Origin of the sequence: Mycobacterium sp. SMC-13 (assembly GCF_045311035.1) — a bacterium.
Taxonomy (GTDB): Bacteria; Actinomycetota; Actinomycetes; order Mycobacteriales; family Mycobacteriaceae; genus Mycobacterium.
The window spans coordinates 221209-246530 of sequence record NZ_JBJIAI010000008.1 but is presented as its reverse complement, the minus strand read 5'-3'; the positions used below and the strand labels follow the sequence as shown (position 1 = coordinate 246530).

Here is a 25322-nt window from a genome sequence, read left to right as displayed (position 1 = left end):
TTTCCTTTCTGTGCCCTCGCGCAGCTGATCAGGCGAGGGTTTGGTTCGCAGGCGGACGGCTTCCCCGAACCGCATTCGTCAAATGCCGGGTCGGCTGAGGCACTGCAACAGCCAGGCACCAGGATTTGTCGCCGTGCGGCGAACCATCAGTCCACGAGTTGAACATCAAAGAGAAGAGTGGTCGTCCTACCGTAGGCGCAGGTACTAGAGCCTGCGATTGCTGGACGCTGCGAGAATATCTCTCATCCGACAATGAAGCAAGAATTGCCACTCGGCGTGTGCTCTCCGCTAAACGCCGGCACCGACGGTCCAGCGAACCCCTTGGCCCACCGCCATCTTCTCGACGGCGAAACCGTTGGCCGCACCGAATTCGAGGACTTCGGCCGGTAGTTCGGGCTCGGTGCTGAATGCGATAACCGCAGGTCCAGCACCAGAAAGCACTGCTGCCACCCCAGAACGCCGGAGCATCGCCAGATATTCCGCCGAGGCCGGCATCGCCGCCGCGCGCTGCGGCTGGTGCATCACGTCTTCGGTGGCCGCCATCAGCAAATCCGGACGCTGCGTGAGCGCCACCACCAGGAGCGCGGCCCGGCTGACGTTGAACGTGGCGTCCTTGTGCGCGATCTGCTCGGGAAGCACCGCGCGGGTCTCGGCGGTCGACGACCGCACCTGCGGAATCGCCGGGAACAGGTGGATGTCGGGATGCAGCGTCAGCGGCGCGGCCGCGTACACCGGGCCGGGCTCGGTCCAGGACACCACCGCACCGCCCAGCACGGCGGCCGAGGCGTTGTCCGGATGCCCCTCGAACTCCGACGACAGCTGGACCAGCTGATCGAGCGTCAGCGGCTGCGAACCAGATTGGGCGATAAGGCCATTGGCCACCGCCAAACCGCCCACTACTGCGGCGGCCGATGAGCCGAGGCCGCGTGAATGCGGAATGACGTTGCGGCACTTGATGTTCAGACCGGAAACCGAAACGCCGCCGGCGGCCAGGCCACGCCGGATCGCCCGCACGACCAAATGGGACTCGTCGTCCGGAACCTGCCCGGCCCCCTCCCCCGTCACCTCGATGACGAGGCCGGATTCGGTTGTCTCAGCCTGAATTTCGTCGTACAGGCTCAACGCCAGTCCCAGGCTGTCGAAGCCGGGGCCGAGATTGGCGCTCGAGGCGGGGACGACGGCGGTGGCGAGCAGGCCGGCGGGCAGGTTTTCGGTCACTGCGTCAGACCAGTCCGAGCTGTTCGACCACGGCGGTCGGATCGACCGGGATGGCCTTGACCTCGGGCATACCCTTGAGGGCGTTGTCGGGGTCCTTGAGGCCGTTGCCGGTGACGGTGCAGACCACGGTCGAGCCGGCCTTGACCCAGCCGTCCTCGATGGACTTGAGCAGACCGGCGATGCTGGCGGCCGAGGCCGGCTCGACGAACACGCCTTCGGCCTTGGCGACGAGGTGGTACGCGGCCAGGATCTCTTCGTCGGTGGCAGCGAGGAAGCGACCGTCCGACTGCTCCCGTGCCGCGACGGCGCCGTCCCACGAAGCCGGCGAACCGATCCGGATCGCGGTGGCGATGGTCTCGGGGTTCTTGACGGGCTCGCCGAGCACCAGCGGCGCCGCACCGGCGGCCTGTGTGCCGAGCATGCGGGGCAGCCGGTCGGACACGCCGTCGCGGTGGTATTCGCTGTAGCCGCGCCAGTAGGCGGTGATGTTGCCGGCGTTGCCGACGGGCAGCGAGTGCACGTCAGGGGCGGTGCCGAGGGCGTCGACGATCTCGAACGCGGCGGTCTTCTGGCCCTCGATGCGGACCGGGTTGACGGAGTTGACCAGGGCGATGGTCGGGTAGTCGGCGGTCAGCTTGCGGGCCAGCTCCAGACAGTCGTCGAAGTTGCCGTCGACCTGAATGATCTTGGCGCCGTGCATGACTGCCTGCGCCAGCTTGCCCATCGCGATCTTGCCCTGCGGGATCAGCACCGCGCAGGTGATACCGGCACGCGCCGCGTAGGCGGCCGCCGACGCCGAGGTGTTACCGGTGGACGCGCACAGCACGGCCTTCTGGCCGCGGGCGACGGCGTCACTCACGGCCATGGTCATGCCACGGTCCTTGAACGAACCGGTCGGGTTCAGTCCCTCGACCTTCAAATGCACTGTGCAGCCGGTCTGTTCGCTCAGCCGCTTGGCGTGGATGAGCGGGGTGCCACCCTCGAGCAGGGTGACGGGCGTCCAGTTCTCGGTGCCGGGCAGACGGTCCCGGTAGGCCTCGATCAGGCCGGGCCACGGCTTGTGCACGCTCATTACTTACTGGTTCCTTCCATGCGCAGCACGCTGTTGATGCTCTGCACTGCTTCGTGATCGGCAAGGGCCGCAACGGTTTCCGAAAGCGCTTCATCGGTGGCCCGGTGGGTGACGACGACGATGCGGGCGCCGCTGCGCTGGCCGGACTCGTCCTCCATGCCCTCCTGTCGGACCTCGGCGATGCTGACCTCGCGCTTGCCGAATTCGGCTGCGACAGAAGACAATACACCGGGCTTGTCTGCCACGTTCATGCTGACGTAGTAGCGGGTCTCGATGGCGCCGATCGAGGCGATCGGCAGCTTGGCGTACTTCGACTCCCGCGGACCACGGCCACCCTGCACGCGGTTGCGCGCGGCCATGACGACGTCACCCATGACGGCCGACGCGGTCGGCGCCCCACCGGCGCCGCGGCCGTAGAACATCAGCTCGCCGGCGGCCTCGGCCTCCACGAAGACCGCGTTGAACGCGCCGTTGACCGAGGCCAGCGGGTGATCCAGCGGCACCAGTGCCGGGTAGACACGGGCCGAAACCCGTTGCTTGCCTTTACCGGTGGTCAGCCGCTCGCAGATGGCGAGCAACTTGATGGTGCAGCCCAGCGCCTTGGCGGACTCGAAGTCGGCGGCACTGACCTTCGTCATGCCCTCGCGGTAGACGTCGTCGGCGGTGACCCGGGTGTGGAACGCGATGGACGCCAGGATGGCGGCCTTGGCGGCGGCGTCGTAGCCCTCGACGTCGGCGGTGGGGTCGGCCTCGGCATAGCCCAGCACGCCGGCTTCGGCGAGCGCGTCGGCGTAGCCGGCGCCGGTCTCGCTCATCGCCGACAGGATGTAGTTGGTGGTGCCGTTGACGATGCCCGCGACCCGCAGCACGACGTCACCCGCCAGTGACTGGGTCAGCGGACGGATCACCGGGATCGCACCGGCCACGGCAGCCTCGAAATACAGGTCCACGCGCGCCTTTTCGGCGGCCTGGGCGAGTTCGCCGGTGGACTGCGCCATCAGCGCCTTGTTGGCGGTGACCACCGACTTGCCCTGCTCCAGCGCGGCCATGATGGCCTTGCGGGCCGGCTCGACGGGGCCCATGAGCTCGATGACGATGTCGACGTCGTCGCGCGAGACCAGGGCCTCGATGTCGTCGGTGAGCATGTCTACGGGCACGCCGCGGCCCTTGGCAACCTTGCGGACACCGACGCCGCGCAGCTCCAGTGGCGCACCGATGCGAGCGGCCAAGTCGTCAGCGCTGTTCTCGATGATCCGGACCACCTCGGTCCCGACGTTCCCGAGTCCGAGAACTGCTACGCCGATTGGCTTTTCACTCATTGACCACTCACCTCCAGGCTCAACAGGTCTTCGACGGTCTCCCGACGCAAGATCAGGCGCGCGTTGCCGTCCTTCACCGCGACGACGGCGGGACGGGTCAGCAGGTTGTACCGGCTCGACATCGAATAGCAGTAGGCGCCGGTGGCGGCGACCGCGATCAGGTCGCCAGGACCCACGTCACTGGCCACCCAGGTGTCCCGGACGATGATGTCGCCGGTCTCGCAGTGCTTTCCGACGATCCGGGCCAGCGTCGCGGGGGCGTCGCTGGCGCGCGACACCAGCCGGGCGTCGTACTGGGCGTCGTACAGCGACGGCCGGATGTTGTCGCTCATGCCGCCGTCGACGCTGACGTAGCGCCGGTACTTGTCGGCCGACACGGCAACGTCTTTCACGGTGCCGACCTCGTAGAGCGTGATGGTGCCGGGGCCCGCGATCGCGCGGCCGGGTTCCACGACGAGCTTGGGCGTGGGCAGGCCGACGGCCTCGGATTCCGCCTTGACGATGGCCTTGAGCTTGTCGGCCAGTTCCTTCATCGGTGGCGGGTCGTCGCTGGGCAGGTACGAGATGCCCAGTCCCCCACCGAGATCCATGACAGACATCTGCGCCGTCTTCTCGACACCGAATTCGGCGACGACGTCGCGCAGCAGGCCGATGACGCGGTGGGCGGCGATCTCGAACCCGGCGACGTCGAAGATCTGCGAGCCGACGTGGCAGTGCAGGCCGACCAGCCGCAGGTTGTCGGTGGCGAAGACCTTGCGCACCGCGTCCATGGCCGCGCCACTCGCCAGCGAGAGGCCGAACTTCTGGTCCTCGTGGGCGGTGGAGATGAACTCGTGGGTGTGCGCCTCGACGCCCGGGGTTACACGGACCAGGACGTCCTGCACCACACCGGCCGCGCCGGCGATGGCCTCCAGTCGTTCGATCTCGATCTCGGAGTCCAGCACGATGTGCCCGACGCCGGCCGCGACCGCGGCGGTCAGTTCAGAGACCGATTTGTTGTTGCCGTGCACCGTGATTCGCTCGGCCGGGAAGTCGGCGTGCAGGGCCACGGCCAGTTCGCCGCCGGTGGCGACGTCGAGGCACAGGCCCTCCTGCGCGACCCAGCGCGCAATCTCGGCGCACAGGAACGCCTTTCCGGCGTAGTGCACGTGCTCGCCGCCACCGAAGGCCTCGGCGATCTCGCGGCACCGCGAGCGGAAGTCGTCCTCGTCGATGACGAACAGCGGCGTGCCGAACTGCTCGGCCAGTACACCGACCGTCACACCGGCGATGCTGACCTGACCGTCGGTACCCCGAACCAGGTTGCGCGGCCAGACATTCGGGGCCAACAGGTTGACCTCGTCGGGGGTCTGCGGCTTCTCCGGCACCACGTTGCCGGTCGGCTGCCCGCTCACATCCGCTCCGGGGCGCTCACGCCGAGGATCTGCAGACCGTTGGCGATGACCTGGCGGGTGGCCGCGCACAGCGCCAGGCGCGCCCGGTGCAGGTCGCTGTGCTCTTCGTCGCCCATCGGGAGCACGCGGCAGGAGTCGTAGAACCGGTGATAGTCACCGGCCAGGTCCTCCAGGTACCGGCAAACCCGGTGCGGTTCCCGGAGGGCCGCAGCGGTTTTGAGGACCCGCGGGAACTCGCCGATGGTGCGCATCAGCGTGGCTTCGCGATCGTGGCTGAGCAGGTCGAGGTGACCGAGGTCGGACTGCAGGCCGAGGTCGGCCGCGTTGCGCGCCAGGGCCGAGAGCCGCGCGTGCGCGTATTGCACGTAGTAGACCGGGTTTTCGTTGGACGCGCTGGCCCACAGCCCCAGATCGATGTCGATCGGGCTGTTCACCGACGACCGGATCAGCACGTAGCGCGCCGCGTCCACGCCGATGGCGTCGACCAGGTCCTCGAGGGTGATCACGGTGCCGGCGCGCTTGCTCATGCGCATCGGCTGACCGTCCTTGAGCAGGTTGACCATCTGGCCGATCAGCACCTCGACGGTGGCGGGGTCCTCGCCGAGCGCGGCGGCGACGGCCTTGAGACGGCCGATGTAGCCGTGGTGGTCGGCGCCGAGCATGTAGATGCACAGGTCGAAACCGCGCTGACGCTTGTCCAGGTAGTACGCGATGTCACCGGCGACGTACGCCGGGTTGCCGTCGCTCTTGATGACGACACGGTCCTTGTCGTCACCGAAGTCGGTGGTGCGCAACCAGATTGCGCCGTCCTGCTCGTAGATCGAGCCGTTGTCACGCAGCTTGTCGATGGCCTGTTGCACTCGGCCCGAAGTGTGCATCGAGTCTTCGTGGGTGTAGACGTCGAAGTCGGTGCCGAAGTCGTGCAGCGACTGCTTGATCTGGCCGAACATCAGGTCCACGCCGAGTTCGCGGAAGACTTCCTGACACTCGTCGGCCGGCAGGCTCAGGGCGTCCGGCCGCTTGGCCACGACGTCAGCGGCGATGTCCTTGATGTAGTCGCCGCCGTAGCCGTCCTCCGGGGCCGGCTCGCCCTTGGCCGCCGCGACCAGCGAGCGGGCGAAGCGGTCGATCTGCCCGCCGTGGTCGTTGAAGTAGTACTCGCGGACGACGGTGGCGTCCTGCGTGGCCAGCAGGCGGCCCAACGCATCACCGACGGCGGCCCAGCGGGTGCCGCCGATGTGGATGGGTCCGGTCGGGTTCGCCGAGACGAACTCCAGGTTGATGTGGCGGCCCTTGAGCTCCTCGGAGGTGCCGTAGCGGTCGCCGGCGCCCAACACGTTGAGAATGACGACGCTCTGCGCGGACGCCTCGATGCGCAGGTTCACGAAGCCCGGACCGGCAACGGTGGCGTCAGCGATACCGTCGGCGTCGTTCAGCCGCTCTGCGAGCCATTCGGCCAGGTCACGCGGGTTGACGCCGACCTTCTTGCCCAGCTGCAGCGCCAGGTTGGTCGCGTAATCACCGTGCTCGGGGTTGCGCGGACGCTCGATGGCCACTGTTTCGGGCAGCGCGGCGATGTCCAGGTCGTGTTCGACCAGGACCACGGCGGCGGTGTTCTTGAGCAGTTCAGCCAGATCGGCGGGGGTCACGGGGGTCCATCCTATGGGCTGAGCTGCTCAGGCTTGTCATCGGTCACCTGCTGGTCGGTAGGCAGTCCGCACCGATTCGGGAGGCGGGCCACCGATGCGCTAGTCTGTGATCGCCCAACGGCGCCGCTGGCTCGCCAGCATCAAGCGCCCCCGTAGCTCAGGGGATAGAGCGTCTGCCTCCGGAGCAGAAGGCCGCAGGTTCGAATCCTGCCGGGGGCACCCAATCAAACTTTCACGTGCGGTTCCGCACGTCTTGCCGGCCCAAGCACCCCCGACCGCTATCAGAGTGCTCAGCGACGGCCGCTACCCGAGTTGTACCCCGGGGACGCCACGTCCGACTCGGAGAGCTCGAACGGCGGCGGCGCCATGACTTCAGGGGTGAACAGGTTGCCCCCTGTCGGGGTGCCCTCCGCAGGCGGTGTGCTCTCCGCGGGTGGGGTGCTGATGATCTCGCTGGTGCCGACGGGGGTGTCGGAAACATCCTCAGATGCGTCGCCCACGGGACCGCGCGGCACCCAGACCAGCAGGTCCTGCATACCGTCGTTGTAGACGACGCTGTTGGGCACGTCGCCGACGACGTCGAAGTAGAGCTTGCCGGTCGTCGTCCCGCCGGGCGGTGCCGACGGCAGACCGCCACCGATCACGCGGTAGTTCGCACCGCTCTCGGCCCGGGCGTTGAAGAACGCGGTGATCGGGTTGGCCCAGCCGCCCACCCCTTCGACGGTCACGGTCGCCGAGTAGAGCTGGCCATTGTGCGGCACGGGGTCCGAACTCGGCTTCAGACCCTTGACCGTGTAGCCGATCTCGTTCAGCGTCTCCTGCTGTCCGAACGGCTTGATGTTGTTGGCCGCCGAAGCAGAACCCGCCGTCATGCCGGCCATACCGAACACGATCGCGGCGATCCCCACGGGCGCCACAAGTTTGATTTTCACCGTTACTCCCGTCCCACACCGAGGCAGTGTCCAACGCGGAGGTTACCCGCCGAACCGCTGGTCAAACGCAACTTCGCGCAGATCGTTCGGACGTTCAGTGCCCGGCTGCCGGGACACCGGCATCCGCTGCATGCCCGAGCGGGATAGGAACGAGCCGAATCTCGAGATCGGAAGGATGTCATGGGCAAGCAATTCGGGTGGGGACGCTTCTTGGTGGTCGCGCTGCCGGTATCGATTCTGACGTTCATCCTCGACGTCGTCTTCCACAAGACAGCAGGACCGGCACTCTTCGGCAACAGCTACCCGGCGGCCGACTACCCGCAGCGCCCGCTCGCCGAAATCATGGACCTGTTCCCGTTTCTCGGGTTCACGTACGTCCTGCAGCTGACGATGCTGTGCTTCCTGTTCCTGCGGCTGTACCCGGGCCTCGGGCTGGGCAAGGCCGCCTGGTGGGGCAGCTGGGGCGGCCTGTTCGTCGTCATTCCCAACATGCAGTTCTTCGTCGCCGTCGCCCACACCACATGGACGATGCTCGTCATCCAGATGATCGAAGCCATCGCACTGTGCGTCCTGGCGGCATGCCTCTTCGAAATCGCCTACCGCCCAAAGGACTACAACCAGGACAGCGCGGCCACCACGAGCGCCTCGGTGCCGGTGTCGAGCGTCGGCTGAATCACCGGGCCGAACGTCGGCGAGTGGTTCACCGGGATGTCCTGACTGATCCGGCCGGCTTCGGCAGCACGGCTGAATTCGGCGGCATCGATGCCGCCGAACATCCAATAGGTGTACGGCACGCCGAGCGCCCGCGGGATGTCGCTGAAATCCTCACTCGCGGAGGCCTGCGGGATGGCCAGCACACGGTCGCCGAATTGCTCGACGAACGCCTCATGAACTCGGGCGGTGGCGGCCTCGTCATTGTCGGTGACCGGAAACTGGTCGTAGAACTCGAATTCCGGCTCCTTCGGGGAATCCGACGCCTGGCACTCGGCGATGACGATACGCTTGACGGCCGCGATGACGGCGGTGCGCACCGCCTCGTCGTAGGTGCGCAGATTCAGTTCCAGCACGGCGTGGTCACCGATGATGTTGCTCTTGGTGCCCGAATTGATGCTGCCGACGGTGAGCACGACGGTCTCGATCGGCGCGACCTCGCGCGACACGATGGTCTGGAGCCGGACGACGATCATCGCGGCCAGCACAACGGGATCGATGGTGGCGTTGGGCATGGACCCGTGGCCGCCGCGGCCGTAGACCGTCACGCGGATGCTGTCGGCCGCGGCCATCACCGGCCCGCTGCGGGTGCCGACGTATCCGGCCGGAGCCGGAGCGACGTGCTGACCCAGCGCCACGTCGACCGTGCCGACGACGTCTGCCAGCCCGTCGGCGACCATGCCGGCGGCACCGCCGCCGACCTCTTCGGCCGGCTGAAACAACGCAATCGCGGTGCCCTGCCAGTGATCTCGCCCGTCGGCCAGCAGCGCGGCCGCGCCGAGCAGACAGGTGACGTGGGTGTCGTGGCCGCACGCGTGCATGACGGGCACGTCCTTGCCGGCGGCGTCGGTGCTGCGCACCGTGCTGGCGTAGGGCAGCCCGGTGGCCTCGGCGACGGGGAGCGCGTCCATGTCGGCGCGCATGAGGACCGCCGCACCGTCACCGTTGCGCAGAATGCCCACCACGCCGGTGCCGCCTATTCCGTCTGTCACTTCATAGCCGAGCTCGTTCAGCTTGTCCGACACCAGCTTTGCGGTGCGATGTTCCTGATGTGACAGCTCCGGGTGCTCGTGCAGGTCCCGGTACAGGTTCTCCTGCCACACCCGCACCTCGGGCAAGCCGGCCAGCACGTCCGTCGCACGACTCACAGCGCCGCCTCTCCGGTGAAGTCCTTGACCACGTCGGCCACCCGGCGCAGCTGGTCGATGTCCGAACTGGTGGGGATGAGATGCACCTCGTCGGTGCCGATGTCATTGAATTTCTGCAGCACGTCGAGCAATTCATCCTCCGTGCCGGCCCAGCCCGTGGTGGGCGCCATCGCGTCGACATACTCCTCGGGAATCCAGTTCATGTACCTGCGCAGGTGCCGGTGCACCTGGTTGCGCGCTTCGTCCTTCTCCCCGAGGGCGAACCAGAACGACGTGGCCAAGTGCGGCTTGGGTTTTCCCGCCTCGGCCCACGCCTCCCGGGCGACATCGAACAGTTCGCTCTCTCGGTCCACGTTGAGGTCCAGCGTGGTACCGGCCACGCCGTCCGCCCAATTGGCCGCGCTGCGTATGGTTTTCGGACCGATGGTGCCGACCAGCAATCGCGGGCCACCCGGTTGGACGGCCTCGGGTCCGACGGGCAGCACGGATTCGGTGAGCTTCTCCCCCGCCCAGACGCGCTTCATCAGCGCGACCCGCTCGGCCATGCCGCGCATGGTCTGAGTCTTCGGGTCGGCACCCACGGCGTTGTAGTCCTCGTGCCGTCCCCCGACGCCGAGGCCGACCGTCAGCCGTCCACCGCTGAGCATGTCGCCCGTGGCAAGCGCTTTCGCCAGCATCACCGGATCATGCAGTTGCGGGACGATCACCGTGGTGACGAGCCGCACGCGGTCGGTCCAGGCCGCCAGGGCGCCGAGCAGTGTCAGGGAATCGGGATTGTCGAACGCGATGCGCTCACCCCAGCACAGGGACGAGAAGGGCCCGCCGTCGATCACTCTTGCCCACGCCGTCAGCGTTGCCGCATCGAGGTTGGGCTCCATCACTGGCATCGTCATCCCGATCTGCACACAGCCGATTCTGGCATGCGCGTCCAGCGCGAGGGTTCGGGTCGGCCGGCCGGACCCCGGCCATGAGCGGACCGGCAAGGCCCGGTACAGGGCGAACCGGTGGGGGTTTACCCCCAGAGATGTCGCGGGAAAACGCCGTGTCCTCGGGCTCTGCCGCTGCCTAAGTTGGAGGCATGGTCGCAACAGCTACAGACCCCGCGTCGGCCGAGCCGACACATCCGACAACGACGCCGCCGGTGCCGCGCGCATCAGACCTCGGTGTCGTCCCGACGTCGTCGATGATCGTCGGCGCGTTCGCCGGCATGATCTGGTTCTGGATACCGCTGTCCCTGCTCATCCTCGCCGTCACCTCAATCCCCTCGGTGATCGGGACGGTGTTCGGCGGAGTGGTGTTCGTCTACGCCGTCCGCGCCACCGACCGGTTCGAGCGGCTGCGCAGCGAGGCGGTGTTCGGCTTCGGCATCGCCGTCCCCTACCGAAAGCTGACGCCCTACAGCGGCTTTCAAGGATGGGCCCACCAACTGTGGCTGGACGTGAGCAGCGGCCGGTTCTGGAAGGTGTTGGCGCACAGCTACCTGCGCATGGTCTTCGACATCTTCGCGGTCGGGCTGGCCTTCTCCCTGCTCACTTTCGCGCTGCTCGGTCCTGCCGCGGCGACCGCGATCCACAACAGCGATCCCGCTGCCGGACTGAGCTTCATCTCCCCGCCGCTGTCCTGGCTGCTAGCCATCATCGCGCTGGCCGCCGCCGCAGCCATCCTGGTGTTCGGTCCCCGGGTGGACGCCGCCGTCGACCGGTGGCTCCTGCCGGCATCGCCCACGGCGGCGCTGCAGCATGAGGTCAGCGCCCTGCACCAGGCCCGTCGCGGCGCCGTGTCGTCGGCGTCCACCGAACGGCACCGCATCGAACGCGACCTGCACGACAGTGTGCAGCCCCGGCTGGTGTCGCTGGCCATGACGATCGGGCTCGCCCAGACCAAGCTCGACTCGGACCTCCCCGAGGCCCGCAAGCTGATCGCCGAGGCCCACGACGACGCCAAGGCCGCGCTCCTCGAACTACGAAATGTGGTGCGCGGCATCGCGCCGACCATCCTGGCCGACCGTGGCCTGGACGCCGCGCTGTCGGCAGTGGTGCAGCGCACCGAAACCGCCGGTGTGCCGGTGACGCTGGAACTGCAACTGCCGAAACGTTTTTCCGACGAGGTCGAGTCGTGCGCATACTTCGTCGTCGCCGAGTCGTTGACCAACATCGCCAAACACGCCCAGGCCACCCACGCCGTAGTCACGGTGCGCTACCACGAGCCCACCGACCAGCTGCACATCTCGGTGTTCGACGACGGTATCGGCGGGGCCCAGACCACCGGCGACGACACGACGGGCCTGCGCGGACTCGGTGAGCGGGTGCGCGCGGCGCGGGGCACCTTCGCCGTCTCGAGCCCCGAAACCGGAACGACGACCGTGACGGCGGTACTGCCATGCGCATTGTGATCGCCGAGGACTCGGCCCTGCTGCGCGCGGGTATCGAGCGCATCCTGATCGACGCCGGCCACGACGTGCTCGCCGGGGTGCCCGATGCCACCGAGCTGCTGCGTGCCGTCAACGAGCACAACCCCGACCTCGTCATCGTCGATGTCCGGATGCCGCCGACCTTCACCGACGAAGGCATCCGCGCCGCCGCGTTGCTGCGCAGCCAGAATCCCGAGTCACCGGTGCTGGTGCTGTCGCACTATGTCGAAGAACGGTACGCAGCTGACCTGATCGCCTCGGATACCAGGGGTTTCGGCTACCTGCTCAAGGACCGCGTCGCCGACGTCCCGGCATTCCTGGACGCCGTCACCACGGTGGGGACGGGTGGCACCGTCCTGGACCCGGAGGTGGTGTCCCAAATCCTGGTGCGCACGCACCGCCGCTCCACCCTGGCCGTGCTCACCCCGCGCGAGCAGGAAGTCATGCAGCTGATGGCGGAAGGCAAGACCAACTCGGCCATCGCAGGGCTGCTGCACATCTCGATCGGCTCCGCCGAGAAACACATCGCATCGATCTTCACCAAGCTGGACCTGGCACCCGACGACAGCGAGAACCGGCGGGTCCTCGCCGTCTTGCGCTATCTCGAATCCTGAAGAGAGAAAAGGACTTTCCCATGACTTCGAATCTGGATACCGCACCGCCGGCCGACACCGCCACGCCGCCCGCACTGACCCCGGGTGGCCGGTCGGCGATGCGCTCGCTGCTGGTGGTGACCGCACTCGTCGTGACGCTGTCGGCGGCCGCCGGGATCGGCGGATTGGCCTGGGGCATCAGCTCGGTGCGCGTCGCGGCCGAAACCGAGACCCTGCCGGCCGATTTCAGCTCCCTGACGATCGACACCGGCGATCTGCCGACCGCCATCAGGATCGCCAGCGACCGCAATGCCCATGAGCCACGGGTCCGGATGCGGCTGCTCAACACCGCAAAAGACGATCACCAGGCCCTGAAGGTCACCCGCAACGGTGGCGCTGTGAGCCTGACGGTGACCGGCACACCGTCGCCGCTGTTCGACTTCGGGCCGCCCGGGGAGATCATGGTGACGCTGCCTCCCGATGTCGCGCACCGGCTTTCGGTCACCACCAAGCAGCAGGTCGGCGTGATGCTGAGTCTGACCGATCTGGATCAGCTGACCGTCCACAACACCGACGGCGCGGTGATCCTCGGTGGCAACGCCCGCCGGATCGAGATCCACACCCAGAGCGGCGATGTGCAGACGCGCGAGCCGATCGTCGTCACCGACGCGTTCATCGCCGACTCCACCGATGGCCACATCGCGGTGGACTTCCGTGACACCGCGCCGCGCACGGTCGATGTCACGAGCCAGAGCTCCGACGTCGACATCGCGCTGCCGACGGGTGGTCCGTACCTGGTGCGCGCGCAGGCCGGCGATCACGCGCAGGTGCGGGTTCCCCAGACCGAGGATCCGGCTCGCGCCGCGGCCCAGATCACCGCGCGCGCTCCCGAGGGCAGCATCTCCGTCACTACGCGCCGGTGAACGGCCCCACCCGCAAGGTCGGGTAAGCCGTACTGGCGCAAGCGGTATCAGCATGGCCGATGATGATGGGCTCGGTGTCACCCGGCAGGTTGACCTGCAATCCGCTGACCGGCACGGCATTACAGTCGGCCGGGAAGTTGCCCGCGTTGACGATGCCGAGGTTCGCCGCGGTGGACTGGCCGGGTTCGATCACCACGACACCGATGACGGTCTCCGCATCCTGACTGGCGGCCACGCCGACCACATGGTTGTCGGAGCCCGCGATGAACGACACCGCCGGATAACCCGACATGCTGCACGGGGCGTCACCGGAGTTCTTCAGGATCACCGGATAGAACGTCGTCCCGGCGGCACCGTCGGGCGGGCCGAGGCTCGGAGTCAGTTGCGCAGTGGCACAACGCGGGACCTGGACAGGGTCGGCATGAGCGACCGTGATCGGCCAGGCGCAGGCCACCGCCAACGGGATCGCGACGACGGTTCGCATGCCTGCTCCTTTCCCGATGCTCACGCGAGCCCGGCCATGATGTCGGCGACCGAACCCGACCGGATTTCCCGGAATCCGGTGCCCGCCCAGACGTTTGTCCCGTCCGGGTCGCCGGCTGCCACCGCCGCCTTGCGCAGCGGGCTGGTGAGGTAATGCACCTCGGGATAGCCCAGCGGCGCCTGCTCGTCGTGTTCGTCGATGAACCGGTTGCGCAGCCCGCGGGCGTACCGTCCCGAGAAAGCTTTGGTGACAACGGTTTCGGTGAACCGCGGATCGACGAGTGCGGCGCGGTGCACAGGGCTGGAGCCAGACTCGTCGGCGAGCAGAAATGCCGTGCCGAGTTGTGCGGCCACGGCACCTGCGGCGATCACGGCGGCGACGTCGTCGGCGGTCATCAGGCCGCCCGCGGCGACGACGGGCAGTTCGGTGGTGGCCAGTACGTCGGCCAGCAGTTCGGTGAGTGGCTGCGTGGCGGGCGCGGCCAGCGGATCGTAGGTGCCGCGGTGGCCGCCGGCGCCGGGGCCCTGCACGGCGAGCGCGTCGACCCCAGTGGTTGCGGCCCGCGCGGCTTCGTTCGCGGTGGTGACGGTTGCGACGGTGGTGATACCGGCCTGCCGCAACCGCGCGCACTCGTCGGCGGTGGGCCCGCCGAAGGTGAAGGACACCACGTCGGGCCGCAGGTCGGCGACGACGTCGAGCTTGGCCGCCCAGTCGTCATCGTTGAATGTCGGATCGCCGAGAGCCGCCCCGTAGCGGGTGGCCTCGACGGCGAGTTCGGTCGCGTACCGCTCGATCTCGCGGGGCTGTGCGGTACTGGGCTGCGAGGCAAAGAGATTCACGCCCAGCGGGCCGGTGGTCAGCGCGCGTGCGGCGGTGATGCGGTCGGCCAGCGTCTGCGCCGTCAGGTAACCGGCTGCCACGAATCCCAGGCCACCGGCCGACGACCCCGCCGCGGCCAGCTCGGGCGTCGATGGCCCGCCGGCCATCGGCGCGACAATCACCGGAACTGCCAGCTCACGCAGGTCGAACGCCATACCTAGATCATGACAGGCAGGGGCCGCACACCGCGGCAGTGACGCGACGCTCCTGAACGGGTAGAACGGAGGAATATGGCCATCACCTTCAACCACACCATCGTCCACTCGACCGACCGCTCGGCCGCGGCCACCTTCTTCACCGAGCTCTTCGGTTTGCCTCCCGCCCAAGAAGGCGGGCCATTCCTCGCCGTCGAACTGAACCACGGCGTCAGCTTGGATTTCGCCCAGGTCCCGGAGGGGACAAACGTCGTCCCGCAGCATTACGCGTTCCTGGTGTCCGAGGATGAGTTCACCGCGATCTACGGCCGGATTCGTGAACGCGGACTGCAACATTGGGCCGATCCGCGCGGCCAGCATCCCGGCGAGATCAATCGCAATGACGGTGGCCGGGGCGTCTACTTCCAGGATCCCAGCGGGCATTACCTGGAGATCATCACCCGGCCGTACGGCTCAGGCGGCTGAGCACCCGGTCCGCCAGTGTCACGGCGCCCGGGCCGCGTAACCGGGGCAACACCTTCGGCCGGTTGCCGAGCACCGAGATCAGCTCGGCGGCCGTGCCCTCCACCGCCGGCCCGGTGGTGCCGTGACGCCAGCCGGTGTCGACGGCGCTGAGCTGAAGACCCTCGCTGTTGCGGTATGCGGGGACGAACGGGTTGGGGAAGGCGACTTGGGTGTCCAGGACCGCGTTGAGCAGGTGGGCCGGGATGTCCGGTTCCCGGCCGACGGCGAACAGGATGTCCAGCTCGTGGGTGATGTGGTCACCCAGCAGTAGCCGGGCCGGAAAGTATCGGCCGACGCCGGCGGGACGGGCGCTGACGGCTCGGAAATCGTCCAGCAGGCGCTCGGCGCTGCGGCCCCGTGCGCGTTCGGTGGCAGTGGCGGTGTTGGCGCGGTCGAAATCGCGGTGCCGGATCATCTCCCCCACGAACGCGCCGACGGGATGACTGCATCCGACCACCAGATGTCCCAGCACGTCGCGGTTGCTCCACTCCGCACACAGGCTCGGTGCCGCCCATTCCTGCGGCGTCAGGCCGGCAACGACGTCGGCGAATCGTTCGTCGTTGGCGCGCAACGCATCACGCGCGGACATCAGAGGTGCTCCTTCAGGAAGGCGAGCTGATCGTCGAGTACTCGCCGCACCACCGGCGGGTGGTAGATCGCGAAATGGTCGGATGCGTAGTGCCGCGCGATCCCGCGCGGCGCTCGCTCGGCCACCGCCTCGGCGTAGCGCGGATCCATCAGCGTCTCGTCATCGCAGACGCACACCAGGAGAGGCGCCTGGACCGTCGCCGCGTGGCGCAGCGCCGATCTCGTGATCAACATCGCGGCGTCGACCGCGGTGATCCGATTGTCGAAGGCGGTGCCGGCCGGCACCGTCGACCGCCACCCGTCCTCGGCTCCGGGCACCGTCACGAGCGCGTCGGTCCCGGGCTGTCCCACGATGGGCACGTAGCGACGTCCGCGGCGCAGAAGCGCACGCACCGCGTCGTCGACGATCGCCGGTGTCAGCCGCAGCGCACCCCGGATTCCGACGCTGCGGGCCGATGCCGGCCCGTGGGTGATGGGACATTGCACCACCGCGGCGGCGATGTCGGTGCGGCTGCCGGCCACCCGCACCACGTTCATGCCACCGAGGCTCGTGCCCCACAAGCCGATGCGGTCGGCGTCGACTTGCGGGTGCCGGCGCAGGAAATCGATCGCGGCGTCGACGTCCCGGCATTGTTCGGGAATCGAAATATGTTGCCGCGGTTCACCTCCGGATGCCCCGGTGAACCGGTAGTCGAAGGACAGTGTGGCAATGCCCGCGGCGGCGAAATGCTGTTCGTACTGCGGCAGCATCATGTCGCGGGTGGCGCCGAGACCGTGCACCAGGACGACGGCGGGATGCGGCGCGGGGGTCGACGGCAACGTGAGCCACGCGGCGCAGCGGTCGCCACCGCTGACGAAGTGCAACTGCTCGACCGGGATCGCTGATGTCATCTGAACTCCTCACATAAGTACGCTGTACGTATCGTCTACACTTCAACACGTACGACGTACTTGTCAAGGGGTTGCTCATGCGCGCACGGTTCACCACGGACGAAATCGCTTCCGCTGCACTGCGAATCGTCGACGAATCCGGTTTGGCGGCGCTCAGCATGCGGTCCCTGGCCGCGGCACTCGGCACGGGGCCGATGACGATGTACAACTACGTCGCCGACAAAGAGGGCCTGGAGGAACTCGTCGTCGCCGCGGTGTCCGCCGGGATCGAGGTGCCCGAACCCACCGACGACTGGGCTGCCGATGTCCATGCGACGGCATCCGCGGTGTGGCGCGGCGTGCGGGCCCACCCGGCCGCCATCCCCCTCGTGCTGACCCGGCGAATGGCGTCGGCCACCGGGTTCGCTGCCGCCGACGCGCTCGTCGCCGCGCTCGAGCGGGCCGGCCTGTCCGACGCTGCCAGGCTGTCCGCGTTTCACGCGGTGCTGGGATTGGTGACCGGCTCGGCGCAGGCCCAGCTGGCCGGGCCGTTCTCGGGCGACGCCGCCGAGACCGCGGCCCGGATCGGATCGGCCGCCGGAGTCCGGTACCCGCACATCGCCGCACTGTCCGAGGTGGCCGCGACCGTGTCGGTCGAGGACGATTTCGACGGCGGGCTGCGGATGCTGATCGCGGGCATCGCGGCGGCGGGCAGTTAGCGGCCGCTCATCCGCCGCGAGCGCGACGAAATTGCACGCGAATTACGGTGTGTCGGCGTAAAAACACGGCCGCTCGCGGCAATGAAGGGCTAGCTGTGAACCGGGGGGCTAGCTGTGGCCGCGGCGGGCTTCCTGGGTGCGGTAGTCGCCTGCCAGCGTGCTGACGTGGTCCGGGAGCTTGCCCGTGGCCACGTCGGCGAGGCTGGTCTGTTCCAGCACTGAGCGCATGCTGGCGCGCAGGGCGCGCCACACATCGGTGAGGGCGGCCGTCGGCCCGGAGTACGGCAGATCGCCGAGTCCGATGTCGCGGACGCTCGCCAGCGGGCCGTCGATGCAACGCAGGACGTCGGCGATGCTGATGTCCGCGGCCGGCCGGGCCAGCTCGTAGCCGCCGTCGCGGCCGCGGTGGCTGCGCACCAGACGGTCGGTGCGCAAGTTGGTCAGGATGTCGACCAGGAACTGCGCGGGGATGCCCTGCGCCTTGGCCAGGTCCTCGGTCTTCACCAGCGCACCGGCGTCGGCGGCAGCCAGTTCGACCATGGCGCGGACGGCGTACTCCGCCTTGGCTGACATCCGCATCAGCCAATCATGCCATTCCGGGTCGGATTAGTCCGGAATAGCTGCGACGTTGGGCGCCACCACCGCCACCAGATCGGCCAGGCCGGCGAGGCTCGCCGCCTGCAGCGCCGCAGCCGGCACCGCCTGACCGTCGGGGCCGGCCAGGGTGCGCGTCGCCGTCGCGGCGGCCACGACCGTCGGCGCATACCCGAGGCTGAACGCGCCGCGAGCCGTGGAGTTCACGCACATGTGCGTCATGAATCCGGCGAGCACCAGGTTCGACGCGCCCAACGCCTTGAGCCGCTCATCGAGATCGGTCTGTACGAACGAGTTCGGGAACTGCTTGACGATCACCGGCTCGTCGCCGCGCGGCGCCACCCGGTCGACGATCGCACCGGACTCGCCACTGATGTCGTACAGCGAGCCCGGCCCGTCGTCGTGCTGGATGTGGATGACGGCAATGCCGGCTGTGCGGGCACGGTCGAGCAGTGCGGCGGTCTCGTCGAGCGCGTCCTGCACACCCTCGAGCTCCATCACCCCTTGCGTGTAGGTGTTCTGGCAGTCGATCAGAACCAGGGCCGAGTCCGCGAGGCGGACCGGTTCGACAGGCAGGCTGGACAATTCACGCAGGGTCGGGCGAGTCATGTTGTGAGCCTAGTGGCGTGCGGCGGCGGTTAGGCTGAATTGGTGGGGCTACCGGACTGGTCGAGGCCGAAGATCCTGCTGGCGCTGCTGGCTGTCACCGTGCCGATCTTGGTTCTCATCGCCATCAACAAAGCGGACAGTTCGAGTGCACCGCCGCAGCAAGAGGCCAGCGCCGACTGCCGGCAGGTCGACCAAGCAGTGCGGCATTGGTCGGAGGCTTTGCCCGCCATTCAGTTCGGACTGACCCGCTCGGCCGATGCCGCCGCCATTGTCCGTGACTCCGCCACCGCGGCGGCCGCGGTCCGCAGTGACGCGGCCGCGATCGCCGATATGTCCTTGCGCAACAAGGTAACCGCACTGGCGGACAAACTCGACATGGTCAGCCGGGGCAGGCCGAGTGCCCCACCGGACTGGCGTCCCGACCAGACCTTCATGGATGGATACCACCCGATGATGACGCTCGTGCACCAGCTCAAAGTCGCGTGCCCGAACGTCGGCAACGATCCGGCGTCGGCCGGGCCGCCCGCCCTGCCGACGAATTAGCTTCGGCGGGAATCGCTTTCGACGTCCCCCGCCCGAGGCTAGTTGTTGCCGTTGAGACCCGGATGCAGACCGGGTGCGACGCTCGGCGCGCCCGGCGCAGTGACAGCCGGACTGAACAGGTTGCCTCCGGTGGGGCTGATGCTCTTCTCCGTCGGCGTCGCCGATGGAGACTGCGACGAGGTCGTCGTCGTGGTGGTGGTGGTCGACGGTGACTGCCCGCCGTTGTTGCTACAACCCGCGGTAAGCACGCCTATCGCAAGGAGTGCGGCGCCGCCGGCCGCGGCCATCAGACGACGAGTAGACAGATGAGTACGCATACGAACACAAACTAGCCCTGACCGGCTGTTATCGCCACCGATCGGTCAGCGGGCAGATTCTTGCCCCAGGATCGCCGCGCCCAGCCACCGCCGGATGAACGCCCGCAACTCGTCGGGAGTGCGCCCGTCCCCTGCCGGCGCGAGGAAGTAGGACAGCATGATGCGCAGCGTGAATTCGACCAGCTCGCGCAGCGCCGCGTCGTCGTATCCATAGCTCGCCCAGTCGACGTCGAACCGGGTGATCATCTGCATGCCGAAGTCCTGCGCCTCGGCAGACGCCATGTCACTGCTGTGCGCGCTGACGTACGGCGCCGACATCAGGATGCCGAGGTGCGGTGTCCGGGCCACGGCGTCGAGTGTGTAGAGCACGCCTTCGGTCATCGCGTCGGCGGGATCGTGAATCCCCCGCACGTGCTCGCTGAGCTGATCCAAAAAGCCTGCGACCGAGGCGATGGCGGCCGCGCGCATCAACTCGTCGGCCGTCGGGAAATACCGGTACACCGTCTGCCGGATGACACCGAGCGATTCGGCGACGTCGGCGATCGTGATCGCGGTGCCCGTGGTCGCGAGCAGCTCGACTGCCGCGGCGACGATGCGGCGGGTCGCCTCGTCGTCATCGGCCGGCGGCTCCCCTCCCCAACCGCGACGTTTGCGTGCCATCCGCCGGACGGTACACGGCCGGCACTGCCCCGGGCATTGACGGATGTTCGTCAACACTGTAACCATACACAAGCGACATAGTTTGTATGATTACTGATCGAGGTGCCCAGTGACCGATCTCCAGGTCCGCAAGATGCGGTTCGCTTTCGCGGACCACCCCGTGCCGTTCCTCTGGAACGAGACCAACCCCGCGTTCTCCGCAATGGCAAATGCCGTGTCCTTCTTGGCAATTGCGTTCGAGAAGATGATCGTCAGCACCATGGCCGAGGCCAAGCCGCTGCTGACCGACCCGGTGATCGCCGAGGAGGCCGACGCCTTCGTCCGGCAGGAGGGGCAGCATTCGATGGCCCACCGCGCCCATGCCCGCGGCCTCATCAAGGCCCACCCGGAGCTCAAAGAGACCCTCGACGAGGTGATCGCCGCGTTCGACGACCTCGTCGCCAACAAGCCGCTCAAATATCGGCTGGCCTACACCGCCGACCTGGAGGCGACGTTCACGCCGGTCTTCAAGTTGATGCTCGACCATGACGACACGTTGTTCGCGCCGGGCGACGACCGCGTCGCGTCACTGTTCTTGTGGCACTTCGTCGAAGAGGTCGAGCACCGGAGCTCGGCACTCATCATCTACAACGGCCTGGTCGACGATCCGTGGTACCGCATGCGGGTGGCGCCGTCGATCTTCAAGCACGTGATGGATTGCGTGCGGATGGCGTGTAACGGGTTCAACAAGCATCTGCCGTTGGAGGTCCGCAAGGTCGACGCGCTGTCGGCGTTCGCGCTCGAGCGCCGCAAGAACACGATCCTGAAGAAACTGGGCCGCATCCCGGACTTCGGGCCGTTCACGAGCGCCTTCCACGACCTACCGGTCCGCGAGCAACTGGTGGCGCTGTCGGGCATCGTCCGCAGCCAGATCCCGGGCCACAACCCGGAACACGAGAAGCTGCCGGCGCTCGCGGCCGAATGGTTCGACCGCTACGACGCCGGCTACGACGTCACCCACTGGTACACCGCCGGAAAGCAGAGCGCCCATGTCTGACCTGTGTTCGCCGACGTTCGCCGATCTCGCCGGGCGCCTCGGCTTTTCCTGCGACACGGCCGGCGGGCTGCTCGAGGTCCGCAATCCCCTGCAGCTGGAGAACTGGACCTTGCCGGTCCTCGAGTTGACGGTGATCACCGGCGCGGTGCTGACCCTGGTCTACGCGATCATCCGGCTGCGCCGGCACGGTGACGCCACCAACATCGCACTGTGGTTCGGCGCCGTCGCCTACCTGCTGATCATCGAGCCGCCGCTGTACTTCCCGGCGGCCTTCGGCATCGCCGACCGCGTCGACACCATGTTCGCGCACAACGTGTTCACGGTGGACTTCCTGTGGGGCCGGCTGCCGCTGTACATCGTCGCGATCTACCCGATGATGGCGACCGTCGCCTTCGAAATCGTCCGCAGTCTCGGGGTTTTCCGGCGGTACGGCACCCTGGTCGGCGCCGTGTGCGTGGGGTTCGTCCACCATGCGTTCTACGAGATCTTCGACCACCTGGGCCCGCAGCTGCGGTGGTGGGAATGGTCGGTGCACAACCCGATGAACCAGCCGATGTTCGACTCGGTACCGCTGCCCAGCGTGGTGGTCTTCGCCGCGCTGTGGCCGATGTCGCTGGCGCTCTGTGTGCAGTTCTTCGTGGGCCGGCACGCTGATCGGGGCCGCCGCTTCACCGGTTTCGAAATCGTCTGGCGCACTGTGGTTGCCGGGGTGTTGGCGTCACTGGGTACCGCGATCCTGCCGCTGCCCGCGACCGTGATCGGCGGTGTGACCGGCAGCAGCACCGCGGGCGGTATTGCCTACGCGGCGGAACTGGTGGCGGTGTGCGCCGTGGCGGTCTGGGCGCTGGTCACGCAATGGCGCCGGCTGCGCGGCACCGTCGCCAGCCCGACCGAACCGCGCTACGTGAGCCCGCCGTGGCTGATCGGCTACGCCGTCGCCTACCTGGTGGTCATGGCGGTGCTCTGGCTCAGCGCGCTGCCCGCGTACTTCGGCGCGGTCAACGGCGTTACCGCGCACGGGGATCCGATCGGCAGCCTGTGGTACACGGTGCTGTGCTTTGCCATCGCGATCGGTTGCCTCGTCGCGGTTCGCACCGTCGCACCGGCAAAAGCCCAGACGCCGTTGCCGGTTACCGCGTCGGCGTAGCTCGATAGGCCCTCTCAAGAGAAATCCGCAGCTTCAATCACGAGACACTTCGACTGTCGTTTTGAAGCCAGGGACGCTTTCGGGCCGTCAACAGTCCCTGGCTTCAATAACCTCGGCAGATCGGCACTTCGGCTGCACTCAGGGACTTTTTCACCACTCCGGAGTCTGCATGGCTGGTAGACGCAGTCGTCCGAGATACGCAAAATGGCTGTGGGAACATGCGTCCCCACAGCCATTTTCGTCGATGTCGCGAAAGCTACTGCGTCGCGGTGATCGCCAGTACCCGCTCGGCCAATTCCGGCCGGCACACCACCAGGTCGGGCAGCTTCGGGTCCTCGCGGTTGTAGACCAGCGGGGAACCGTCGATCCGCGAGGTGTGCAGCCCGGCAGCGCGGGCCACCGCGACCGGCGCAGCAGAGTCCCACTCGAACTGACCACCGGCGTGGACGTAGACGTCGGCCCGGCCCTGGATCACGGCCGCGACTTTGGCTCCGGCCGAGCCCATTTCGACCAGGACACCGTCGAGGGCGTCACGCACCGCCAGCGCGATGGCCGGCGGGCGGGTGCGGGACACCACGATGCGCGGCGGCCCGTCGACCGCGCGGGGCGCGGCCACCTCGGGCGTGTGCAGCGTGGTGTTCTGCGCGGGCAGCGCCACGGCGCCGGCGACCAGCTCGCCGGATTCCCACAGCGCCACGTGCACGGCCCAGTCGTCACGGTCCAGCTCGGAGAACTCGCGGGTGCCATCGAGCGGGTCGATGATCCACACCCGGTCGGAGGTCAGGCGGGCGCTGTTGGCCCGCTCCTCCTCCGTCGCCTCCTCCGAGAGCACCGCGTCATTGGGACGCAAGCGCGCGAGCTCCGTCATCAGGAACTCGTGAGAGCGCTTGTCCCCCGCCGCTTTCCGCTCGGAAGCGTCGGCCGTGGCGAACTCGGCCCGCACGTCCAGCAGCAGGTCACCCGCGCGGGTGGCCAGCCGCTCGGCAACCTCGTGATCGGTCATCGCGGCGCCACCAGCATGTCGACGACGCGCTGCGCCTGGGCATCCAGATCGCCCGGCACCAGCGCCAGGTCCGGGTTCTTCGGCCGCTGGTACGGGCTGTCGATACCGGTGAAGTGCGTGATCTCACCGGCACGCGCCTTGGCGTACAGCCCCTTCGGGTCGCGGGCCTCGCAGTCGGCCAACGGGGTGTCCATGAACACCTCGAAGAACTCGAATCCCTGGTCCGTGTGGACCTTTCGCGCCAGCTCGCGGTGCTCTTCCAGCGGGCTGATCGCCGGCACCAGCACGATCTGGCCGGAGTCGGCCAGCAGCGTGGCGATGTGGGCCAGGCGGCGCAGGTTCTCCGAGCGGTCGGCCATGGAGAAGCCCAGATCCGAGTTCAGCCCGTGGCGCAGGTTATCGCCGTCGAGAACGTATGCGGGACGGCCCAATTCGAGCAGCTTGCGCTCCACCAGCATCGCGACCGACGACTTGCCCGAACCGGACAGGCCGGTGAACCACACCGTGCTGCCCTTCGACAACCGGTCCTCTGCCGTGACGAGATTGGCGTGCCGTACCGCGTTCGGGCTGGCCGACCGGTTGGCCGCCGGCGTGGTGTCACGCACCATGCCCGCGGCGACGGTGCCGTTGGTGTCCGGGTCGATCAGGATGAACGAGCCCGTCACCGAGTTGCGCGAGTACTCGTCGAGCAGCAGCGGCTGCTGCGTGCGCAGCGTGACGCGGCCGAGTTCGTTGAGCTTCAACGCCGTTGCGCTCTTGTCGCGGTGCAGGGTGTTGACGTCCAGCCGGTAGTCGAGGTCCGTGACTCGGACCCGCGTGGTGCGGGTGGTGTGCTTGATGATGTAGTCCCGGCCCGGCTCGAGGCTCGCGTCGTCGGACATCCAGCACACGGTGGCGTCGAATTCCTGCGTGGTGTGCGGCTGGTTGTGCACACGGGCGATCATGTCGCCGCGCGAGATGTCGATGTCGTCGGCCAGGCTCACCGATACCGCCATGGGCGCGAAGGCCTCCTCGAGCGGACCGGTGGGGCCGTCGATCGCGGTGATGGTGCTGGTCTTTCCCGTTGGGAGAACGACGATCTCGTCGCCGGGGCGCATGACGCCACTGGCGATGGTGCCCGCGTAGCTGCGGTGGTCGGCGTGCTCGTGGGTCTGCGGGCGGATGACGTACTGCACCGGGAAGCGGACGTCCATAAGGTTGCGGTCACCGGCGATGTACACCTCTTCGAGGTGGCTGAGCAGCGACGGGCCCTCGTACCACGGCGTCTTGTCCGACTTGGTCACCACGTTGTCGCCGGCCAGCGCCGACAGCGGGATGGTGGTGACGTCCTGGATGTCGAGGCGGGCCACGAACTCGTGGAAGTCGTCGCGGATCTTCTCGAAACGCTCACGGTCCCAATCGATCAGGTCCATCTTGTTGACCGCCAGCACGATGTGCTGGATGCCGAGCAGCGAGGCCAGGAAGGCGTGCCGGCGCGACTGCTCCAGCAGCCCGTGGCGGGCGTCGACCAGCACGATGGCCAGCTGCGCCGTCGAGGTACCGGTGACCATGTTGCGGGTGTACTGGATGTGACCCGGTGTGTCGGCGATGATGAATTTCCGCTTGGCCGTGGCGAAGTAGCGGTAGGCGACATCGATGGTGATGCCCTGTTCCCGCTCGGCGCGCAGGCCGTCGGTGACCAGTGCGAGGTCGGTGTAGCCGTGGCCGCGTTCCTTGGAGGTGCGCTCGACGGCGGCCAGCTGGTCCTCCATGACGGCCTTGCTGTCATAGAGCAGCCGGCCGATCAGGGTGGACTTGCCGTCATCGACGGAGCCAGCAGTGGCGATACGAAGCAACGTTGCCATA

The 25322-nt window shown here is 67.8% G+C and carries 27 protein-coding genes and 1 tRNA gene; 10 read left to right on the top strand and 18 right to left on the bottom strand.

From position 1 onward, the window contains the following. Window positions 1-288: 288 nt before the first annotated feature. Genes thrB through argS form a run of 5 tightly spaced genes read right to left on the bottom strand, consistent with a single transcriptional unit; the run spans window position 289 to window position 6652 of the window. The gene (gene thrB, locus ACJH6I_RS14650; protein WP_318986533.1) at window positions 289-1218 is read right to left on the bottom strand and encodes a homoserine kinase; all 930 of its coding nucleotides are present in this window, start codon (window positions 1216-1218) and stop codon (window positions 289-291) included. A gap of 4 nt (window positions 1219-1222) precedes the next feature. After that, entirely contained in the window at window positions 1223-2290 is a 1068-nt protein-coding gene (thrC, locus tag ACJH6I_RS14645; RefSeq protein ID WP_318986534.1) for a threonine synthase, read from the bottom strand. Then, window positions 2290-3609 (bottom strand): homoserine dehydrogenase, encoded by a 1320-nt coding sequence (locus ACJH6I_RS14640; RefSeq protein ID WP_318986535.1) that lies wholly within the window; start codon window positions 3607-3609, stop codon window positions 2290-2292. The genes thrC and ACJH6I_RS14640 overlap by 1 nt, the downstream gene beginning before the upstream one ends. After that, window positions 3606-4976, bottom strand: a complete 1371-nt coding sequence (lysA, locus tag ACJH6I_RS14635) for a diaminopimelate decarboxylase (protein ID WP_406784240.1) — start codon at window positions 4974-4976, stop codon at window positions 3606-3608. Before lysA ends, ACJH6I_RS14640 begins: the two co-directional genes overlap by 4 nt. Window positions 4977-4999: 23 nt before the next feature. Continuing rightward, window positions 5000-6652, bottom strand: a complete 1653-nt coding sequence (gene argS, locus ACJH6I_RS14630; RefSeq protein WP_212812511.1) for an arginine--tRNA ligase — start codon at window positions 6650-6652, stop codon at window positions 5000-5002. A gap of 146 nt (window positions 6653-6798) precedes the next feature. On the opposite strand from argS, the gene ACJH6I_RS14625 reads away from it, so the two are divergent. Then, a tRNA-Arg gene (locus ACJH6I_RS14625) sits at window positions 6799-6871 on the top strand. A 71-nt stretch (window positions 6872-6942) separates the two neighbouring features. On the opposite strand, the gene ACJH6I_RS14620 is transcribed toward ACJH6I_RS14625, so the two are convergent. Continuing rightward, the gene (locus ACJH6I_RS14620; protein ID WP_318986537.1) at window positions 6943-7584 is read right to left on the bottom strand and encodes a DUF1942 domain-containing protein; all 642 of its coding nucleotides are present in this window, start codon (window positions 7582-7584) and stop codon (window positions 6943-6945) included. Window positions 7585-7764: 180 nt separating this feature from the next. Here ACJH6I_RS14620 and ACJH6I_RS14615 point away from each other — a divergent pair, with 180 nt between their 5' ends. Then, window positions 7765-8256, top strand: coding sequence for a hypothetical protein (locus ACJH6I_RS14615; RefSeq protein WP_318986538.1), 492 nt, complete (start codon window positions 7765-7767; stop codon window positions 8254-8256). Here ACJH6I_RS14615 and ACJH6I_RS14610 read toward each other — a convergent pair. Together ACJH6I_RS14610 and ACJH6I_RS14605 are read right to left on the bottom strand one after the other, a co-directional pair. Further along, window positions 8196-9443, bottom strand: a complete 1248-nt coding sequence (locus tag ACJH6I_RS14610) for an amidohydrolase (RefSeq protein WP_318986539.1) — start codon at window positions 9441-9443, stop codon at window positions 8196-8198. The genes ACJH6I_RS14615 and ACJH6I_RS14610 overlap by 61 nt on opposite strands. Beyond that, the gene (locus ACJH6I_RS14605; RefSeq protein WP_318986540.1) at window positions 9440-10336 is read right to left on the bottom strand and encodes an LLM class flavin-dependent oxidoreductase; all 897 of its coding nucleotides are present in this window, start codon (window positions 10334-10336) and stop codon (window positions 9440-9442) included. The genes ACJH6I_RS14610 and ACJH6I_RS14605 overlap by 4 nt, the downstream gene beginning before the upstream one ends. A 185-nt stretch (window positions 10337-10521) precedes the next feature. Between ACJH6I_RS14605 and ACJH6I_RS14600 the strand changes: the two genes are divergently transcribed. The 3 genes from ACJH6I_RS14600 to ACJH6I_RS14590 are packed head-to-tail and all read left to right on the top strand — an operon-like array spanning window position 10522 to window position 13369. Then, window positions 10522-11835, top strand: a complete 1314-nt coding sequence (locus tag ACJH6I_RS14600; RefSeq protein WP_318986541.1) for a sensor histidine kinase — start codon at window positions 10522-10524, stop codon at window positions 11833-11835. Beyond that, on the top strand, window positions 11823-12467 hold the full coding sequence (locus ACJH6I_RS14595; RefSeq protein WP_318986542.1) for a response regulator transcription factor: 645 nt from the start codon (window positions 11823-11825) through the stop codon (window positions 12465-12467). Before ACJH6I_RS14600 ends, ACJH6I_RS14595 begins: the two co-directional genes overlap by 13 nt. 20 nt (window positions 12468-12487) lie before the next feature. Further along, window positions 12488-13369, top strand: a complete 882-nt coding sequence (locus tag ACJH6I_RS14590; protein WP_212812535.1) for a DUF4097 family beta strand repeat-containing protein — start codon at window positions 12488-12490, stop codon at window positions 13367-13369. Here ACJH6I_RS14590 and ACJH6I_RS14585 read toward each other — a convergent pair. Next, window positions 13356-13853 (bottom strand): DUF4232 domain-containing protein, encoded by a 498-nt coding sequence (locus tag ACJH6I_RS14585; protein ID WP_212812536.1) that lies wholly within the window; start codon window positions 13851-13853, stop codon window positions 13356-13358. The genes ACJH6I_RS14590 and ACJH6I_RS14585 overlap by 14 nt on opposite strands. Window positions 13854-13873: 20 nt before the next feature. Continuing rightward, a complete protein-coding gene (locus ACJH6I_RS14580; RefSeq protein WP_318986543.1) occupies window positions 13874-14887 on the bottom strand; it encodes a nitronate monooxygenase in 1014 nt (337 codons plus the stop codon). Window positions 14888-14962: 75 nt separating this feature from the next. On the opposite strand from ACJH6I_RS14580, the gene ACJH6I_RS14575 reads away from it, so the two are divergent. After that, window positions 14963-15352: a VOC family protein gene (locus ACJH6I_RS14575; RefSeq protein WP_318986544.1), complete on the top strand. Its 390-nt coding sequence runs from the start codon at window positions 14963-14965 to the stop codon at window positions 15350-15352. On the opposite strand, the gene ACJH6I_RS14570 is transcribed toward ACJH6I_RS14575, so the two are convergent. Next, window positions 15324-15980: a maleylpyruvate isomerase family mycothiol-dependent enzyme gene (locus ACJH6I_RS14570; RefSeq protein ID WP_318986545.1), complete on the bottom strand. Its 657-nt coding sequence runs from the start codon at window positions 15978-15980 to the stop codon at window positions 15324-15326. The genes ACJH6I_RS14575 and ACJH6I_RS14570 overlap by 29 nt on opposite strands. Then, the gene (locus ACJH6I_RS14565) at window positions 15980-16870 is read right to left on the bottom strand and encodes an alpha/beta fold hydrolase (RefSeq protein WP_318986546.1); all 891 of its coding nucleotides are present in this window, start codon (window positions 16868-16870) and stop codon (window positions 15980-15982) included. The genes ACJH6I_RS14570 and ACJH6I_RS14565 overlap by 1 nt, the downstream gene beginning before the upstream one ends. Window positions 16871-16947: 77 nt before the next feature. On the opposite strand from ACJH6I_RS14565, the gene ACJH6I_RS14560 reads away from it, so the two are divergent. After that, window positions 16948-17568: a TetR/AcrR family transcriptional regulator C-terminal domain-containing protein gene (locus tag ACJH6I_RS14560; RefSeq protein ID WP_318986547.1), complete on the top strand. Its 621-nt coding sequence runs from the start codon at window positions 16948-16950 to the stop codon at window positions 17566-17568. A gap of 108 nt (window positions 17569-17676) precedes the next feature. Here the strand turns inward: ACJH6I_RS14560 and ACJH6I_RS14555 are convergent, their stop codons facing one another. Together ACJH6I_RS14555 and ACJH6I_RS14550 are read right to left on the bottom strand one after the other, a co-directional pair. Beyond that, window positions 17677-18147 carry an RrF2 family transcriptional regulator gene (locus ACJH6I_RS14555; RefSeq protein WP_212812542.1) on the bottom strand — a complete coding sequence of 157 codons (471 nt, stop codon included), beginning with the start codon at window positions 18145-18147 and terminating at the stop codon, window positions 17677-17679. A 27-nt stretch (window positions 18148-18174) separates the two neighbouring features. Then, window positions 18175-18771: a cysteine hydrolase family protein gene (locus ACJH6I_RS14550; protein WP_318986548.1), complete on the bottom strand. Its 597-nt coding sequence runs from the start codon at window positions 18769-18771 to the stop codon at window positions 18175-18177. Window positions 18772-18813: 42 nt separating this feature from the next. Between ACJH6I_RS14550 and ACJH6I_RS14545 the strand changes: the two genes are divergently transcribed. Continuing rightward, on the top strand, window positions 18814-19314 hold the full coding sequence (locus ACJH6I_RS14545) for a hypothetical protein (RefSeq protein ID WP_318986549.1): 501 nt from the start codon (window positions 18814-18816) through the stop codon (window positions 19312-19314). 38 nt (window positions 19315-19352) lie between these two features. Here the strand turns inward: ACJH6I_RS14545 and ACJH6I_RS14540 are convergent, their stop codons facing one another. Then, entirely contained in the window at window positions 19353-19631 is a 279-nt protein-coding gene (locus tag ACJH6I_RS14540) for a hypothetical protein (protein WP_318986550.1), read from the bottom strand. A gap of 45 nt (window positions 19632-19676) precedes the next feature. After that, window positions 19677-20291 carry a TetR/AcrR family transcriptional regulator gene (locus ACJH6I_RS14535; protein ID WP_318986551.1) on the bottom strand — a complete coding sequence of 205 codons (615 nt, stop codon included), beginning with the start codon at window positions 20289-20291 and terminating at the stop codon, window positions 19677-19679. A gap of 109 nt (window positions 20292-20400) precedes the next feature. Here ACJH6I_RS14535 and ACJH6I_RS14530 point away from each other — a divergent pair, with 109 nt between their 5' ends. Then, a complete protein-coding gene (locus ACJH6I_RS14530; protein WP_212812548.1) occupies window positions 20401-21327 on the top strand; it encodes a metal-dependent hydrolase in 927 nt (308 codons plus the stop codon). Then, on the top strand, window positions 21320-22474 hold the full coding sequence (locus tag ACJH6I_RS14525) for a hypothetical protein (protein WP_318986552.1): 1155 nt from the start codon (window positions 21320-21322) through the stop codon (window positions 22472-22474). The genes ACJH6I_RS14530 and ACJH6I_RS14525 overlap by 8 nt, the downstream gene beginning before the upstream one ends. Before the next feature lie 256 nt (window positions 22475-22730). Here the strand turns inward: ACJH6I_RS14525 and ACJH6I_RS14520 are convergent, their stop codons facing one another. After that, on the bottom strand, window positions 22731-23477 hold the full coding sequence (locus tag ACJH6I_RS14520; protein WP_318986553.1) for a 3'(2'),5'-bisphosphate nucleotidase CysQ: 747 nt from the start codon (window positions 23475-23477) through the stop codon (window positions 22731-22733). Further along, window positions 23474-25321, bottom strand: coding sequence for a sulfate adenylyltransferase subunit CysN (cysN, locus tag ACJH6I_RS14515; protein ID WP_318986554.1), 1848 nt, complete (start codon window positions 25319-25321; stop codon window positions 23474-23476). The genes ACJH6I_RS14520 and cysN overlap by 4 nt, the downstream gene beginning before the upstream one ends. Window position 25322: the final 1 nt, after the last annotated feature.

Bases quoted from the DNA above. Each gene is read 5' to 3' on its own strand.
- ACJH6I_RS14560 (WP_318986547.1), top strand. From the start codon at position 16,948: ATGCGCGCACGGTTCACCACGGACGAAATCGCTTCCGCTGCACTGCGA.
- cysN (WP_318986554.1), bottom strand. From the start codon at position 25,321: ATGGCAACGTTGCTTCGTATCGCCACTGCTGGCTCCGTCGATGACGGC.
- ACJH6I_RS14585 (WP_212812536.1), bottom strand. From the start codon at position 13,853: ATGCGAACCGTCGTCGCGATCCCGTTGGCGGTGGCCTGCGCCTGGCCG.
- ACJH6I_RS14615 (WP_318986538.1), top strand. From the start codon at position 7,765: ATGGGCAAGCAATTCGGGTGGGGACGCTTCTTGGTGGTCGCGCTGCCG.
- ACJH6I_RS14540 (WP_318986550.1), bottom strand. From the start codon at position 19,631: ATGCGTACTCATCTGTCTACTCGTCGTCTGATGGCCGCGGCCGGCGGC.
- ACJH6I_RS14640 (WP_318986535.1), bottom strand. From the start codon at position 3,609: ATGAGTGAAAAGCCAATCGGCGTAGCAGTTCTCGGACTCGGGAACGTC.
- ACJH6I_RS14555 (WP_212812542.1), bottom strand. From the start codon at position 18,147: ATGCGGATGTCAGCCAAGGCGGAGTACGCCGTCCGCGCCATGGTCGAA.
- ACJH6I_RS14570 (WP_318986545.1), bottom strand. From the start codon at position 15,980: ATGTCCGCGCGTGATGCGTTGCGCGCCAACGACGAACGATTCGCCGAC.
- ACJH6I_RS14535 (WP_318986551.1), bottom strand. From the start codon at position 20,291: ATGGCACGCAAACGTCGCGGTTGGGGAGGGGAGCCGCCGGCCGATGAC.
- thrC (WP_318986534.1), bottom strand. From the start codon at position 2,290: ATGAGCGTGCACAAGCCGTGGCCCGGCCTGATCGAGGCCTACCGGGAC.
- ACJH6I_RS14600 (WP_318986541.1), top strand. From the start codon at position 10,522: ATGGTCGCAACAGCTACAGACCCCGCGTCGGCCGAGCCGACACATCCG.
- ACJH6I_RS14595 (WP_318986542.1), top strand. From the start codon at position 11,823: ATGCGCATTGTGATCGCCGAGGACTCGGCCCTGCTGCGCGCGGGTATC.
- ACJH6I_RS14520 (WP_318986553.1), bottom strand. From the start codon at position 23,477: ATGACCGATCACGAGGTTGCCGAGCGGCTGGCCACCCGCGCGGGTGAC.
- ACJH6I_RS14590 (WP_212812535.1), top strand. From the start codon at position 12,488: ATGACTTCGAATCTGGATACCGCACCGCCGGCCGACACCGCCACGCCG.
- ACJH6I_RS14565 (WP_318986546.1), bottom strand. From the start codon at position 16,870: ATGACATCAGCGATCCCGGTCGAGCAGTTGCACTTCGTCAGCGGTGGC.
- ACJH6I_RS14525 (WP_318986552.1), top strand. From the start codon at position 21,320: ATGTCTGACCTGTGTTCGCCGACGTTCGCCGATCTCGCCGGGCGCCTC.
- ACJH6I_RS14550 (WP_318986548.1), bottom strand. From the start codon at position 18,771: ATGACTCGCCCGACCCTGCGTGAATTGTCCAGCCTGCCTGTCGAACCG.
- ACJH6I_RS14605 (WP_318986540.1), bottom strand. From the start codon at position 10,336: ATGACGATGCCAGTGATGGAGCCCAACCTCGATGCGGCAACGCTGACG.
- ACJH6I_RS14575 (WP_318986544.1), top strand. From the start codon at position 14,963: ATGGCCATCACCTTCAACCACACCATCGTCCACTCGACCGACCGCTCG.
- ACJH6I_RS14580 (WP_318986543.1), bottom strand. From the start codon at position 14,887: ATGGCGTTCGACCTGCGTGAGCTGGCAGTTCCGGTGATTGTCGCGCCG.